Raw genomic sequence first — 13566 nt, forward strand, 5'->3', positions numbered from 1 at the left:
TCAGGTGCAGCCGGCGAGGCGCGGCCAGCAACGCGGGCCTGTGACGTGCATCGCTTGGACATTCGCGCCGAATCGCCCGCAAACAAGGACGTCTCCGGCATTCAACGCAATAATCGCGTCACATCACGCCTGCAATCGCATGAATCGCGGACGAATTTCCTTGCTTATCCGCAGCCCCCTTCCTAGAGTTCAGCGCAAGCGGGCACTCATTTCGAGGAAAGTCGATGACCGACATCACGGACCACGCGCGCGGCGCATTGCGTGCGCAACCGTTCAGCATGCTGCTGGGCACGGAGCTGATGCATATCGGCGACAACGAGGTGTCGCTGTGCCTGCACGTGCGTGACGAGCTGCGGCAGCAGCACGGTTTCGTGCACGGCGGCGTCATCAGCTATCTCGCCGACAACGCGCTGACGTTCGCCGGCGCGCTCGTGCTCGGCCCGCGCGTGATCACGGCCGAATACAAGATCAACTACCTGCGGCCGGCCGTGAACGGCACGCTCGTCGCCCGCGCGAAGCTCGTCTACGCGGGCCGGCACCAGGCGACCTGCCAGTGTCATGTGTTCGTCATCGACGGCGATCACGAGCGGCTCGTCGCGATCGCGCAAGGCACGATCAATCGCGTCGGCGACGGCAAGATGCCGGATACGCCGGAGGAAACGGCCTGAGCGGCTGCCCGGCCCGAGGTCAATGAGAGAACGCCGAACACGCAGCGCGTGTCGCGCTAGCGTTTCATTGCGGCGAGATAGACCGCATCGCGCTCGCGACGCCCCACCGCGACAACCAGTACGACGATCTGCGCATCGCGCACTTCGTACACGAGGCGATAGCCGACGCTGCGCAGCTTGATCTTGTAGCGGTCCGGATGACCGTGCAGCTTCGCCGACGGAATGCGAGGATTCTCGAGCCGTTCGGCGAGCCTGGCCTTGAACTGATCGCGAACGGTGCGATCGAGCTTCTTCCACTCCTTCAACGCAGCTTCGAGAAAGGCGAGTTCAAAGGTCATTCAGCTTGACCTTGACGGCTTTCTCCTTGGTGCGCGAGTCGGCCAGCGCGTTGTCTTCGATATCTTCGAGACGCTCGACCATCGCCTCCCATGTCTTCGCCGGGATGCAATAGAACGCGGGTTCGTTGTGATTCAGGATCGCGACCGGGAAGCCCTCTCCCGCCGCCACGGTTCCCATCGGGTTCCGCTTCAGCTCCGAGACGCTCGCCGTCACGCTGGCCAGGATGGTGTGGGGCATGTCCGCTCCTTTTTCGATCGAATTTTAATTGTACCTTATTTAGCACCCTATTTAGTACGATTGCGGGTGCCATACAGGCGATACCGAATTCGCTCTCGCGCCGTGAAGTTCGACACGCCTACTCTGCCCCATCGCCCGCCAAAGGCAGGAACCGCGGCGCCACGCGCGCCCGCACGTTGCCGTTCTCGTCGGTCCGATAGATCTCGCGCGCCGCGTTGTGCGGATGCGCGGCCGCGTCGGCGACGCTCAATACCGGCGCAAAACACGCGTCGGTGCCTTCGAGCAGCGCGCGCCAGTGCGCGGACGGCTGTTGCGCGAACACGTCGGCGAAACGTGCCTTCAGCGCGGGCCAGCATGCGCGGTCGTACTGCGACGCCGGATCGACGTCGGTGAGCCCGAGCCGTTCGATCAGCAGCGCGTAGAACGGCGGTTCGAGCGCGCCGATCGTCACGCATTCGCCGTCCGCGCAGCGATACACGTCGTAGAACGGCGCGTCATGAAAGAGGCTCGGCTGCGCGCCGTCGAGCTGCCCGTTCGCGCGCGCCCACAGCGCGAGCGAACCGAGCATCGACACGATGTCGACGATCGCGCCGTCGACCACGCGCCCCGGCCCGCCGCCGCGCACGTCGAACAGCGCGCAGACGATCCCGAACGCGAGCCCGAGCGCGCCGCCCGCATCGCCGACGACAGTCGGCGGCAAACCCGGCCGGCCGTCGTTCGGTGCCGATAGCGACAGCAGCCCCGTCAGCGCGACATAGTTCAGGTCGTGCCCGGCCGCGGCCGCGAGCGGGCCGTGCTGGCCCCAGCCGGTCATCCGCCCGTACACGAGCTTCGGGTTGCGGCGTGCGCAATCTTCGGGCCCGAGGCCGAGCCGCTCCATCACGCCGGGCCGCAGCCCCTCGATCAGCGCGTCCGCCTGCGCGATCAGTTCGAGCGCGGCATCGCGGCCGGCCGCAGCCTTCAGGTCGAGCTCGACGATCGCCTTGCCTTCGCGCAGCAGATCGCCGTCGCGGCCCCGCAGCGCGTCCGGCGCGCTCGTGCGGCCGGACGGCCGCGCGATCAGCGTGATCCGCGCGCCCATCCCGGCGAGCATCCAGCCTGCGAGCGGGCCGGGGCCGAGACCTTCGAATTCGACGATGTGGATGCCGGCAAGCGGCGCATCGAGCGGCATGCGATTCTCCTGTCGACCAGCGTTAGCGCTTTAGCGCTTACACTGGTCCCATGCGTTGCGGTCGACCAGCATCCGCGCTTAGATATGTACGCCGGTCCCATGCATTGCGCACCGGATCGCGTCCGTCATGCGCGCATCAAACGAAAAATCCCTGCGCGGCGGAATCCGCTTCGCAGGGATCGGAGCGAGCGTCGCTCGTACCGGTTGGCACGCCGGAACCGGCATGCGTCAGAACGCGTCGCCCGGCACCCGCACCCAGCCTTCCATCAGCACGCGCGCACTGCGGCTCATGATCGCCTTCGTGACGGTCCACTCGCCGTTCTCCTGCTGCTGCGCTTCCGCGCCGACGCGCAGCGTGCCCGACGGATGCCCGAAGCGCACCGCGTTGCGTTCGCCGCCGCCCGCCGCCAGATTCACGAGCGTGCCGGGAATCGCCGCGGCCGTGCCGATCGCGACCGCCGCCGTGCCCATCATCGCGTGATGCAGCTTGCCCATCGACATCGCGCGCACCAGCAGGTCGACGTCGCCCGCGTTCACGCGCTTGCCGCTCGATGCGACGTAATCGGCCGGCTTCGCGACGAACGCGATCTTCGGCGTGTGCTGCCGCGTCGCGATTTCGTCGAGCGTATCGATCAGCCCCATGCGCAGCGCGCCGTGCGCGCGGATCGTCTCGAACTTCTCGAGCGCCTTCGCATCGCCGTTGATCGCGTCCTGCAGCTCGGTGCCCGTATAGCCGATCGCCTCCGCCTCGACGAAGATCGTCGGGATCCCCGCATTGATCATCGTCGCCTTCAGCGTACCGACGCCCGGCACCGCGAGATCGTCGACGAGGTTGCCGGTCGGGAACATCGACCCGCCCGCACCCTCTTCCTCGGCAGCCGGATCCATGAATTCGAGCTGCACTTCGGCGGCCGGGAACGTGACGCCGTCCAGCTCGAAGTCGCCCGTCTCCTGCACCGCGCCGTTCGTGACCGGCACGTGCGCGACGATCGTCTTGCCGATGTTGGCCTGCCAGATCCGCACGGTCGCGATGCCGTCGCGCGGCACGCGCGCGGGATCGACGAGCCCGCCGCTGATCGCGAACGGGCCGACCGCCGCCGACAGGTTGCCGCAGTTGCCGGTCCAGTCGACAAACGCCTTGTCGATCGCGACCTGCCCGAACAGGTAGTCGACGTCGTGGCCGGGCCGCGCGCTCTTCGACACGATCACCGTCTTGCTGGTGGACGACGTCGCGCCGCCCATCCCGTCGATCTGCTTGCCGTACGGATCGGGGCTGCCGATCACGCGCAGCAGCAGCGCGTCGCGCGCGGCGCCCGGCGCCTGCGCCGCATCGGGCAGGTCCTGCAGCCGGAAGAACACGCCCTTGCTGGTGCCGCCGCGGATATAGGTCGCGGGAATCCTGATTTGAGGAATGTGAGCCATGTCTGTGTTCTCGATGTAACCCGTCACGCCGCCTGCGACGATTCGAGGAAGTCCTGCGCGAAGCGCTGCAGCACGCCGCCGGCTTCGTAGATCGACACTTCCTCGGCCGTATCGAGCCGGCACGTCATCGGCACCTCGACGCGCTCGCCGTTCCTGCGGTGAATCACGAGCGTCAGGTCGGCGCGCGGCTTGCGCTCGCCGATCACGTCGAAGGTCTCGGTGCCGTCGATGCCGAGCGTCGTCCGGTTCGTGCCGGGCTTGAACTCGAGCGGCAGCACGCCCATCCCGATCAGGTTCGTGCGGTGGATCCGCTCGAACCCTTCGGCGGCGATCGCCTCGACGCCCGCGAGCCGCACGCCCTTCGCGGCCCAGTCGCGCGACGAGCCCTGGCCGTAGTCGGCACCGGCGACGATGATCAACGGCTGCTTGCGATTCATGTACGTCTCGATCGCTTCCCACATCCGCATGACCTTGCCTTCCGGCTCGACGCGAGCGAGCGAGCCCTTCTTCACCGCGCCGTCGACCACCGCCATCTCGTTGATCAGCGTCGGGTTCGCGAAAGTCGCGCGCTGCGCGGTCAGGTGGTCTCCCCGGTGCGTCGCGTACGAGTTGAAGTCCTCTTCCGGCAAGCCCATCTTCGCGAGGTATTCGCCGGCCGCGCTGTTCGCGAGGATCGCGTTCGACGGCGACAGGTGGTCGGTCGTGATGTTGTCGCCGAGCACCGCGAGCGGGCGCATGCCCTGCAGCGTGCGTTCGCCGGCAAGCGCCCCTTCCCAGTATGGCGGACGGCGGATGTACGTGCTCTGCGGCCGCCAGTCGTACAGCGGCGCCGCGCGCTCGCCCGCATCGGCGCTGCGCGCGAACATCGGCTCGTAGACCTTGCGGAACTGCTCGGGCTTCACGCTCGACGCGACGATCGCATCGATCTCCTCGTCGGTCGGCCAGATGTCCTTCAGTGTGACCGGCTTGCCGTCCTGGTCGTGGCCGAGCACGTCCTTCTCGATGTCGAAGCGGATCGTGCCCGCGATCGCATACGCGACGACGAGCGGCGGCGACGCGAGGAACGCCTGCTTCGCATACGGATGGATGCGGCCGTCGAAGTTGCGGTTGCCGGACAGCACGGCCGTCGCGTACAGGTCGCGATCGACGATCTCCTGCTGGATCTTCGGATCGAGCGCGCCCGACATCCCGTTGCAGGTCGTGCACGCGAACGCGACGATGCCGAAGCCGAGCTTCTCGAGTTCCGGCAGCAGGTTCGCTTCTTCCAGGTACAGCTCGACCGCCTTCGAGCCCGGCGCGAGCGAGCTCTTCACCCACGGCTTGCGCACGAGGCCGCGCGCGTTCGCGTTGCGCGCGAGCAGGGCCGCGGCGATCACGTTGCGCGGGTTGCTGGTGTTCGTGCAGCTCGTGATCGCGGCGATGATCACCGCGCCGTCGGGCATCTCGCCCGCCTTCTCTTCCCACTGGCCGGCGATCCCGCGCGCGGCGAGGTCGGACGTCGGCAGCCGCTTGTGCGGGTTCGACGGGCCGGCCATGTTGCGCACGACGCTCGACAGGTCGAACGTCAGCGTGCGCTCGTACTGTGCATTGTCCAGCGTATCGGCCCACAGGCCCGCCACCTTCGCGTAGGTCTCGACGAGTTTCACCTGCTCGTCGCTGCGGCCGGTGAGACGCAGGTAGTCGGTCGTCTGGCCGTCGATGAAGAACATTGCGGCCGTCGCGCCGTATTCGGGCGCCATGTTCGAGATCGTCGCGCGATCGCCGAGCGTGAGGCTCGCAGCTCCCGCACCGCGGAATTCCAGGTATGCGCCGACCACCTTTTCCTTGCGCAGGAACTCGGTCAGCGCGAGCACGATGTCGGTCGCGGTGATGCCGGGCTGGCGCTTGCCGGTCAGCTCGACGCCGACGATGTCGGGCAGGCGCATCCACGATGCGCGGCCGAGCATCACGTTCTCTGCTTCGAGCCCGCCGACGCCGATCGCGATCACGCCGAGCGCGTCGACGTGCGGCGTGTGGCTGTCGGTGCCGACGCAGGTGTCCGGAAACGCCACGCCGTCCTGCGCCTGGATCACCGGCGACATCTTCTCGAGGTTGATCTGGTGCATGATGCCGTTGCCGGGCGGGATCACGTCGACGTTCTCGAACGCCTTCTTCGTCCACTCGATGAAGTGGAAGCGATCCTCGTTGCGACGATCCTCGATCGCGCGGTTCTTCGCGAATGCGTCCGGATCGAAGCCGCCGCATTCGACGGCGAGCGAGTGGTCGACGATCAACTGCACTGGCACGACCGGGTTCACCTTCGCCGGGTCGCCGCCGCCGTCCGCGATCGCGTCGCGCAGGCCGGCGAGATCGACGAGCGCCGTCTGCCCGAGGATGTCGTGGCACACGACGCGCGCCGGGAACCACGGGAAGTCGCGCTCGCGCTTGCGCTCGATGATCTGCTTCAGCGAATCGGCGAGGATTGCCGGATCGCAGCGGCGCACGAGGTTTTCGGCGAGCACGCGCGACGTGTACGGCAGCGTGTCGTAGGCGCCGGGCGCGATCGCTTCGACCGCGGCGCGCGCGTCGAAATAATCCAGCGACGTGCCGGGCAGGGGTTTGCGGTTGGCGGTATTCATGATGTGGGGGCAGACTGGGTAGGACGTTCAGCGCGCGGCGGCCGTGCATGCGTCATGCATCGGCCGCTGCACGCTGCTGGCGTTTCAGCGCTTCTCGATCGGCACGAACTGCAGGTCTTCCGGGCCCGTGTAGTTCGCGCTCGGGCGGATGATCTTGTTGTCGATGCGCTGCTCGATGATGTGCGCGCTCCAGCCCGACGTGCGCGAGATCACGAACAGCGGCGTGAACATCGCGGTCGGCACGCCCATCATGTGATACGACACCGCGCTGAACCAGTCGAGGTTCGGGAACATCTTCTTCGCTTCCCACATCACCGATTCGAGGCGCTCGGCGATGTTGTACAGCTTCGTGTCGCCCGCTTCCTTCGACAGCTTGTGCGCGACGCCCTTGATCACCTTGTTGCGCGGATCGGAGATCGTGTAGACCGGGTGGCCGAAGCCGATCACGACTTCCTTGTTCTCGACGCGGCGGCGGATGTCGGCTTCGGCGTCGTCAGGCGAGCTGTAGCGGCTCTGGATTTCATACGCGACTTCGTTCGCGCCGCCGTGCTTCGGCCCGCGCAGCGCGCCGATCGCGCCGGTGATCGCCGAGTAGATGTCCGAGCCCGTGCCCGCGATCACGCGGCCCGTGAACGTCGACGCGTTGAATTCGTGCTCCGCGTACAGGATCAGCGACGTGTGCATCGCCTCGACCCACGACTTCGACGGCGTCTTGCCGTGCAGCAGGTGCAGGAAGTGGCCGCCGATCGAATCGTCGTCGGTTTCCGTTTCGATGCGCTTGCCGTTGTGCGAGAAGTGATACCAGTACAGCAGCATCGAACCGAGCGACGCCATCAGGCGATCGGCGATGTCGCGCGCGCCCGGCAGGTTGTGGTCGTCCTTCTCCGGCAGCACGGTGCCGAGCACCGACACGCCCGTGCGCATCACGTCCATCGGGTGCGCGGACGCCGGGATCTGCTCGAGCGCCGCCTTCAGCGCGCTCGGCAGGCCGCGCAGCGCGCGCAGCTTGGTCTTGTACGCGGCCAGTTCGGTCAGGTTAGGCAGCGTGCCGTGCACGAGCAGGTGCGCGATTTCCTCGAATTCGCACGACTCGGCGACGTCGAGAATGTCGTAGCCGCGGTAGTGCAGGTCATTGCCGGTCTTGCCGACCGTGCACAGCGCCGTGTTGCCGGCCGTCACGCCCGACAGCGCCACCGACTTCTTCGGCTTGAATGCGCCTGCGGCGGCCGGTGCTGCTGCGTCTTTCGTCTCGCTCATGTTTCCGTTCTCCAAAATTTGTCGGCCAGTGTTGGCGCTTCAGCGCTTGTCGACCGGTGTTAGTGCTTCAGCACTTGCTCCGGTCCCACGCAAGGCGCACTCTGGCCCCATACAACACTCGAATGCGTGTATCGGGGGCGCGGGCCGCGTTACTTCTTGCCCTGCGCGAACAGTTCGTCGAGCTTGCGCTCGTATTCGTGATAGCCGAGGAAATCGTACAGCTCCGCGCGCGTCTGCATCGTCGGCACGGCCGCCTTCTGCGTGCCGTCGCGGCGCAGCGTCTCGTAGAAGTTCAGCGCGGCCTTGTTCATCGCGCGATACGCGCCGCAGCAGTACAGCGCGATGTCGACGTTCGCCTCGCGCAGTTCGTCGAGCGTAAACAGCGGCGTCGAGCCGAACTCGGTGAGGTTCGCGAGGATCGGCACCTTCACGGCCGCCTTGAAGCGGCGGTAGTCGTCGAGCGTCTTCATCGCTTCCGGGAAGATCATGTCGGCGCCGGCTTCGACATACGCGACCGCGCGCTCGATCGCCGCGTCGATCCCTTCGGCGGCGGCCGCATCGGTGCGCGCCATGATCACGAACTGGTCGTCGGTGCGCGCGTCGACCGCGGCCTTGATGCGATCGACCATTTCCTCCGCCGGCACGACTTCCTTGCCCGGACGATGGCCGCAGCGCTTCTGGCCGACCTGGTCCTCGATATGCACGGCCGCGACGCCGGCCTTGATGAACGAGCGGACCGTGCGCGCGATGTTGAATGCGCCACCCCAGCCCGTGTCGATGTCGACGAGCAGCGGCAGGTCGGTTGCGTTGGTGATCCGGTTCGCGTCGATCAGCACGTCTTCCATCGTGCTGATGCCGAGATCGGGTATCCCGAGCGAGTTCGCGGCGACGCCGCCACCCGACAGGTACACGGCCTTGAAGCCGACCGCCTGCGCCATCTTGGCTGCGTATGCGGTGATCGCGCCGACCACCTGCAGCGGCTGCTCGGCCGCGACTGCCGCGCGGAATTTCGCGCCGGCGCTCTGAAGATGCGTGTTGCTCATGAACGGCCTCCTGAAGGAATGCCCGATAACAGCAAGGACCGGGCCAGCTCGCGAAACATCGCTAACCCACTGATTCTTAAGCAACCGGCGCGGGCGATGCAGTGCCAGGAAATTTCAATTCGGCAATTTCATGTTTCAAAAATGAAATCCCGCGCGCATAATCGATCGCCATGGACCTCTCCTCGACCAAGCCCGTCGACCCGGCCGATCGCGCGGCGCGCCCGCGCATCTGGGCGATGGGCATCAGCCGCCTGCGCGACTTCTTTCGCGAGATCGCGGGCGAATTCGACGAACGCGCCGACGTGCGCATCGTGACGCGCGCGTATGAGGATGCGCTCAGCGCGATCGCCGAGGCCGGCGCCGCGCGGCCCGACGTGATCGTCGCGGCCGGCTCGAACGGCGCCTTCCTGAAGACGCGTGCGCAGGTGCCGGTCGTGGTCGTGTCGCCGACCGGCTTCGACGTGATGCAGGCGCTCGCGCGCGCCCGGCGCGACGCGTCGCGGATCGCGCTCGTCAGCGCCGGGGAAACGCCGCCCGAAGTGCGCCGCTTCGTCGCCGCATACGGCCTCGACGTGCAGTTTGCGTCATATCAGTCCGCGCAGGAAGCGGAAGCCTGCGTGCACGACCTGCGCGACCGCGGCATCGAGACGATCGTCGGCCCCGGCCTCGTCACCGACCTTGCGGCCAGTGCCGGCATGGGCGCGGTGTTCCTGTATTCGCATGCATCGGTGCGCAAGGCCGTCGATACGGCGCTCGAAGTCGCGTATGCGACGCACGCCGAGGCGTTCCGCCGCCAGCGGCTCGACAACCTGCTTCAGCACCTGCGCGACGGCGTGGTCGCGCTCGACGCGCGCGGCCGCGTCGAGGCGATCAACGAGCGGCTCGCGTCGGCACTCGGGGTCGAACCCGCGGCGGCCGTCGGCCGCGCGCTCGTCGACCTGCGGCCCGAGCTGCGCACGCTGCGCGGCGAGGACGGCGACGCGCTCGCGACCGTGCGCGGCGTGCGCTACGTCGTGCATCGCGGGCCGCTCGTCGATCGCGGCGTCACGTCGGGCAGCGTGCTGACGTTCCAGGAATCGCGCGCGGTCGAACGGCTCGATCGCGCGCTGCGTTCGCAGCCGACCACGCAGCAGTTCGCGGCGCGCTACGCGCTCGACGACGTGATCGGCGCATCGGCGCCGATGGCGCGCGTGCGCGACCTCGTGCGCCGCTACGCGAAATCCGACGCGACCGTGCTCGTGCTCGGCGAAAGCGGCACCGGCAAGGAAATGATCGCGCAAAGCCTGCACGCGCTGTCCGCGCGGCGCAGCTACCCGTTCGTCGCGGTCAATTGCGGCGCGTTTCCGGAAGCGCTGCTCGAGAGCGAGCTGTTCGGCTATGAGGAAGGCGCGTTCACCGGCGCGCGGCGCGGCGGCAAGACCGGGCTGTTCGAGGCCGCGCACCGCGGCACGCTGTTTCTCGACGAGATCGGCGAGATGCCGCCGTCGCTGCAGAGCCGGCTGCTGCGCGTGCTGCAGGAGCGCGAGGTGATCCGCCTCGGCTCGACCGAGCCGATCCGCATCGACGTGCGCGTGATCGCCGCGACGCACCGCCCGCTGCTCGCGGCCGTCGAGGCAGGCACGTTCCGCGCGGATCTCTATTACCGGCTCAACATCCTGAACATCGGCCTGCCGCCGCTGCGCGAGCGCGCGGCCGACATCCCCGCGCTCGCGGCGACGCTGCTCGTGCAGGCCGCGCGGCGCGAGCCGCGCCTCGCCGAACGTCTGCGCGACGCCGGCGACGCTGCGCGCGTGCTCGGCGCGACGCAGGCAACGCTTGCGCGCTACCGGTGGCCCGGCAACGTGCGGGAACTGCAGAACGTGATCGAGCGGATCGCGGTGGAACTCGCCGAGGAAGCCGATGAAAACGATCCGGCCGCCGCGTGCGCCGCGCTCGATCCCGACGCGCTGCAGGCAATCGCGCCCGAGCTGTTCGCGGCGCCGCCCGACGCGGCCGATACCGACGATACGCAGACGCTGCACGCGCGCCGCCGCCGCGCGGAAGCCGACGAGATCCGCGCGGTGCTCGACGCGTGCGGCGGCGACCGCGACCGCGCATGCGCGATGCTCGGCATCAGCAAGACGACGCTGTGGCGGAAGTTGTCGGCGAAATAGGCAGGTTCGGGGCCGATGCGCTCGCAGGCGCGTGCCTGAACGTGCCCGTCAGTGGGCCTTGTGATAGTGGCGGTACGCCTTCGCGCGATTGCCGCACGACGACATCGAGCACCAGCGGCGGCTGCCGTTCTTGCTGTCGTCGATGAACAGCCACCGGCATGCGTCGTTCGCGCATCGCTTGACCTTCGCGAGCCGCGCGCCGCCGAGCAGGTCGATCGCCGACCACAGCACCGGGCTCAGCAGCCCCGCGAGCGTTGCGCCCGCGTCCCCGATCCGCCACGCATAACCGCCGTCGACGCGCGCCAGCGCGACCCGCGGCGACGCTTCCGCCAGGAAGCCGCCGAGCAGCGCGAGATCGTCGGCCTGCGGCTCGTGCCGCTCGGCTTGTGCATGAAAGAGCCGATACAACGCCTCGCGCAACGCGAGCGCACGCGCGAGCATCGCCGGCTCGCCTTCCTCCCTACCGCGCACGCGGCACCGGTCGGCCAGCCCGGCCGGCACGCCGGCCTGCTCGCGGCACCACGCCAGCAGGTCGTCCATCGCTCCGAAGGTTTCCGTCGGCGCCTCGCTGCCACGCCAGTACAGCGTGTTCGCGAAATCGATGCTCAGGGTTTCGGGCGGCGCCGGTATCAGGCAGTCCATCGTGACGGAAGGTTGCGTATTGCTCATGGTGCCATCGTATCTAACCACCATGCCGGTTGACAAGCGTCCGGACGCTTTCTAACATAACCAGCATGGTAGTTATAAAAAGGTTTGCTGTACTGACGCCCCCTTCAGTTCAAGGAGCCACAGATGATCGATCGCCATTCCCGCGGAGTTATCCACAACTACCGCAGCCGCGCGTTCTACGACAGCACGCTCGGCGCGCTCGGCTACAAGCGGCTGTATAGCGACGACGGATCCATCGGGTACGGCACGACCGAACCGGAGCTGTGGTTGCAGCACGCTGCCCGCCCGGTCGCCGCCGATCCCGAATCGGGGCTGCACCTGTCGTTCAAGGCCGCTTCGCCCGTCGAGGTCGACGCGTTCTACCGCGCCGCGCTCGAGCACGGCGGCCAGGACAACGGCGGCCCCGGCAAGCGCGAACACTACGGCCCCGGCTACTACGCGGCGTTCGTCGTCGATCCCGACGGGTATCGGCTGGAAGCGCATTGCGAACTCGACAACGTCGTGTGACCCGCCCGCGTACACCGCGTACAAATGGCAGAAGCCCGATTCCGCATTGCGCGGAATCGGGCTCCTGGTTTTGATGCGTCAGCGCCCGGTTTCCGGCGACCGCCTGCAGCGGTCGCTCGACGGGATCGCGGCTCGTGCGGTTACTGTGCGCCGCGCGTGCGCTGCAACTGCTCGCCGAGCCCTTCGATCCCCAGGCGCACCACCTGGCCGGCCGTCAGGAAGATCGGCGACGGCTTGATGCCCATGCCGACGCCCGGCGGCGTGCCGGTCGTGATCACGTCGCCCGGCTGCAGCGTCATGCAGCGCGACAGATAGGCAATCAACTGCGCCACGGTGAACACCATCGTGCGCGTGTTGCCGTTCTGATAACGGTGGCCGTCGACTTCGAGCCACAGGTCGAGACGCTGCGGATCGGGCACCTCGTCGCGCGTCACGAGCCACGGACCGATCGGGCCGAACGTGTCGAAGCCCTTGCCCTTGTCCCACTGGCCGCCGCGCTCGATCTGCCATTCGCGCTCGGACACGTCGTTGACGACGCAATAGCCCGCGACGTAATCGAGCGCGCTCGCTTCGTCGACATCCTTGCACCGCGCGCCGATCACGACGCCCAGTTCGACTTCCCAGTCGGTCTTGACCGAACCCTTCGGGATGTCGATGCCGTCGTTCGGGCCGCAGATCGAACTCGTCCACTTGCCGAACACGACCGGTTCCTTAGGCACCGGCATGCCGGCTTCGGCGGCGTGATCGGCATAGTTCAGGCCGATGCCGATGAACTTGCCGACGTGCCCGACGCATGCGCCGATGCGCGGCTCGCCGGACACGAGCGGCAGCGTGGCCGGATCGATCGCGCGCAGCCGCGCGAGACCGGTGTCGGACAGCACATCGCCGGCAAGATCCGGCACGTGCGCGGACAGGTCGCGAATCCGGCCGTCCGCGTCGAGAATACCGGGCTTTTCCTGGCCGGACGGGCCATAGCGAAGCAGTTTCATCGTGGTCAACCTCTGTTGTCGAATGGGACAGGATACCGGCCGACGCGGCCATTCGCGGCCGCGCGCCGGACTGATTGTCGATCGTCGATTGCGCGCGTTGGCACCGCATCCGGCATGCCGTCGACGCGCAAGGGTCGCGCGTGCGCAGCGATCGCGGCGCCGCACGAAAAGCACGGCGCGCATCGAACGGGCGGCCGCCGGTCTGCGCATCGGCGACGACGGCCCGGTACCCGCGACGCGTGCCGGCCGATGCCGGCCGACTTCACGCGCGGCCGCACCGTCGCTGGCCCGCAAGCCTTTGTACCATCGGCCGCGCACCGTGAAATGACGGGCGACGGATACCGACTATTGGTGCGCCTGCAGACACTGCGGCGCAACATTGGACGCGCCAACGCAAAGCGATCCGCCGCGCAGGTCGCCGTTGCCTGCCATCGGCGCCTGAATACTGGCTATTCGGGGTGCCCCTGTCATCGGAAACGTTTGCCAATCCGTT

At 67.7% G+C, this 13566-nt stretch carries 12 protein-coding genes; 3 read left to right on the forward strand and 9 right to left on the reverse strand.

Annotated features, from left to right (window positions below; all coding sequences use genetic code 11):
• The first annotated feature begins 224 nt into the window (after positions 1-224).
• Positions 225-668 (forward strand): PaaI family thioesterase, encoded by a 444-nt coding sequence (locus DM992_RS25100; RefSeq protein WP_034181638.1) that lies wholly within the window; start codon positions 225-227, stop codon positions 666-668.
• A gap of 56 nt (positions 669-724) precedes the next feature.
• Here DM992_RS25100 and DM992_RS25105 read toward each other — a convergent pair whose 3' ends face one another.
• From DM992_RS25105 to prpB, 7 genes are all read right to left on the reverse strand, one after another.
• The gene (locus tag DM992_RS25105) at positions 725-1006 is read right to left on the reverse strand and encodes a type II toxin-antitoxin system RelE/ParE family toxin (protein ID WP_111019096.1); all 282 of its coding nucleotides are present in this window, start codon (positions 1004-1006) and stop codon (positions 725-727) included.
• On the reverse strand, positions 996-1244 hold the full coding sequence (locus tag DM992_RS25110) for a type II toxin-antitoxin system prevent-host-death family antitoxin (RefSeq protein WP_111019097.1): 249 nt from the start codon (positions 1242-1244) through the stop codon (positions 996-998). Before DM992_RS25110 ends, DM992_RS25105 begins: the two co-directional genes overlap by 11 nt.
• Before the next feature lie 118 nt (positions 1245-1362).
• Entirely contained in the window at positions 1363-2415 is a 1053-nt protein-coding gene (locus DM992_RS25115) for a CaiB/BaiF CoA-transferase family protein (RefSeq protein WP_111019098.1), read from the reverse strand.
• Between the two features lie 228 nt (positions 2416-2643).
• Entirely contained in the window at positions 2644-3837 is a 1194-nt protein-coding gene (gene prpF / locus DM992_RS25125; RefSeq protein WP_111020387.1) for a 2-methylaconitate cis-trans isomerase PrpF, read from the reverse strand.
• Positions 3838-3860: 23 nt separating this feature from the next.
• On the reverse strand, positions 3861-6455 hold the full coding sequence (gene acnD / locus DM992_RS25130) for a Fe/S-dependent 2-methylisocitrate dehydratase AcnD (RefSeq protein ID WP_111019099.1): 2595 nt from the start codon (positions 6453-6455) through the stop codon (positions 3861-3863).
• An 84-nt stretch (positions 6456-6539) separates the two neighbouring features.
• Entirely contained in the window at positions 6540-7712 is a 1173-nt protein-coding gene (gene prpC, locus DM992_RS25135) for a 2-methylcitrate synthase (RefSeq protein ID WP_034181628.1), read from the reverse strand.
• A 149-nt stretch (positions 7713-7861) separates the two neighbouring features.
• On the reverse strand, positions 7862-8755 hold the full coding sequence (gene prpB / locus DM992_RS25140) for a methylisocitrate lyase (RefSeq protein WP_111019100.1): 894 nt from the start codon (positions 8753-8755) through the stop codon (positions 7862-7864).
• Between the two features lie 170 nt (positions 8756-8925).
• Between prpB and prpR the strand changes: the two genes are divergently transcribed.
• The gene (gene prpR, locus DM992_RS25145) at positions 8926-10908 is read left to right on the forward strand and encodes a propionate catabolism operon regulatory protein PrpR (protein ID WP_111019101.1); all 1983 of its coding nucleotides are present in this window, start codon (positions 8926-8928) and stop codon (positions 10906-10908) included.
• Between the two features lie 48 nt (positions 10909-10956).
• Here the strand turns inward: prpR and DM992_RS25150 are convergent, their stop codons facing one another.
• On the reverse strand, positions 10957-11577 hold the full coding sequence (locus tag DM992_RS25150) for an ABATE domain-containing protein (RefSeq protein WP_239511439.1): 621 nt from the start codon (positions 11575-11577) through the stop codon (positions 10957-10959).
• Between the two features lie 123 nt (positions 11578-11700).
• Between DM992_RS25150 and DM992_RS25155 the strand changes: the two genes are divergently transcribed.
• On the forward strand, positions 11701-12084 hold the full coding sequence (locus tag DM992_RS25155; RefSeq protein WP_111019103.1) for a VOC family protein: 384 nt from the start codon (positions 11701-11703) through the stop codon (positions 12082-12084).
• A 140-nt stretch (positions 12085-12224) separates the two neighbouring features.
• Here DM992_RS25155 and DM992_RS25160 read toward each other — a convergent pair whose 3' ends face one another.
• Entirely contained in the window at positions 12225-13073 is an 849-nt protein-coding gene (locus DM992_RS25160; RefSeq protein ID WP_111019104.1) for an ureidoglycolate lyase, read from the reverse strand.
• Between the last annotated feature and the right edge of the window lie 493 nt (positions 13074-13566).

The sequence above is a fragment of the Burkholderia sp. JP2-270 genome, from assembly GCF_003233675.1.
GTDB lineage: Bacteria > Pseudomonadota > Gammaproteobacteria > Burkholderiales > Burkholderiaceae > Burkholderia > Burkholderia pyrrocinia_C.

What these genes read in the sequence shown, in the direction of transcription:
- DM992_RS25155 (WP_111019103.1), top strand. Translation starts at nt 11,701, where the DNA reads ATGATCGATCGCCATTCCCGCGGAGTTATCCACAACTACCGCAGCCGC.
- prpB (WP_111019100.1), bottom strand. Translation starts at nt 8,755, where the DNA reads ATGAGCAACACGCATCTTCAGAGCGCCGGCGCGAAATTCCGCGCGGCA.
- prpF (WP_111020387.1), bottom strand. Translation starts at nt 3,837, where the DNA reads ATGGCTCACATTCCTCAAATCAGGATTCCCGCGACCTATATCCGCGGC.
- DM992_RS25100 (WP_034181638.1), top strand. Translation starts at nt 225, where the DNA reads ATGACCGACATCACGGACCACGCGCGCGGCGCATTGCGTGCGCAACCG.
- DM992_RS25115 (WP_111019098.1), bottom strand. Translation starts at nt 2,415, where the DNA reads ATGCCGCTCGATGCGCCGCTTGCCGGCATCCACATCGTCGAATTCGAA.
- prpR (WP_111019101.1), top strand. Translation starts at nt 8,926, where the DNA reads ATGGACCTCTCCTCGACCAAGCCCGTCGACCCGGCCGATCGCGCGGCG.
- DM992_RS25160 (WP_111019104.1), bottom strand. Translation starts at nt 13,073, where the DNA reads ATGAAACTGCTTCGCTATGGCCCGTCCGGCCAGGAAAAGCCCGGTATT.
- DM992_RS25110 (WP_111019097.1), bottom strand. Translation starts at nt 1,244, where the DNA reads ATGCCCCACACCATCCTGGCCAGCGTGACGGCGAGCGTCTCGGAGCTG.
- prpC (WP_034181628.1), bottom strand. Translation starts at nt 7,712, where the DNA reads ATGAGCGAGACGAAAGACGCAGCAGCACCGGCCGCCGCAGGCGCATTC.
- acnD (WP_111019099.1), bottom strand. Translation starts at nt 6,455, where the DNA reads ATGAATACCGCCAACCGCAAACCCCTGCCCGGCACGTCGCTGGATTAT.
- DM992_RS25105 (WP_111019096.1), bottom strand. Translation starts at nt 1,006, where the DNA reads ATGACCTTTGAACTCGCCTTTCTCGAAGCTGCGTTGAAGGAGTGGAAG.
- DM992_RS25150 (WP_239511439.1), bottom strand. Translation starts at nt 11,577, where the DNA reads ATGAGCAATACGCAACCTTCCGTCACGATGGACTGCCTGATACCGGCG.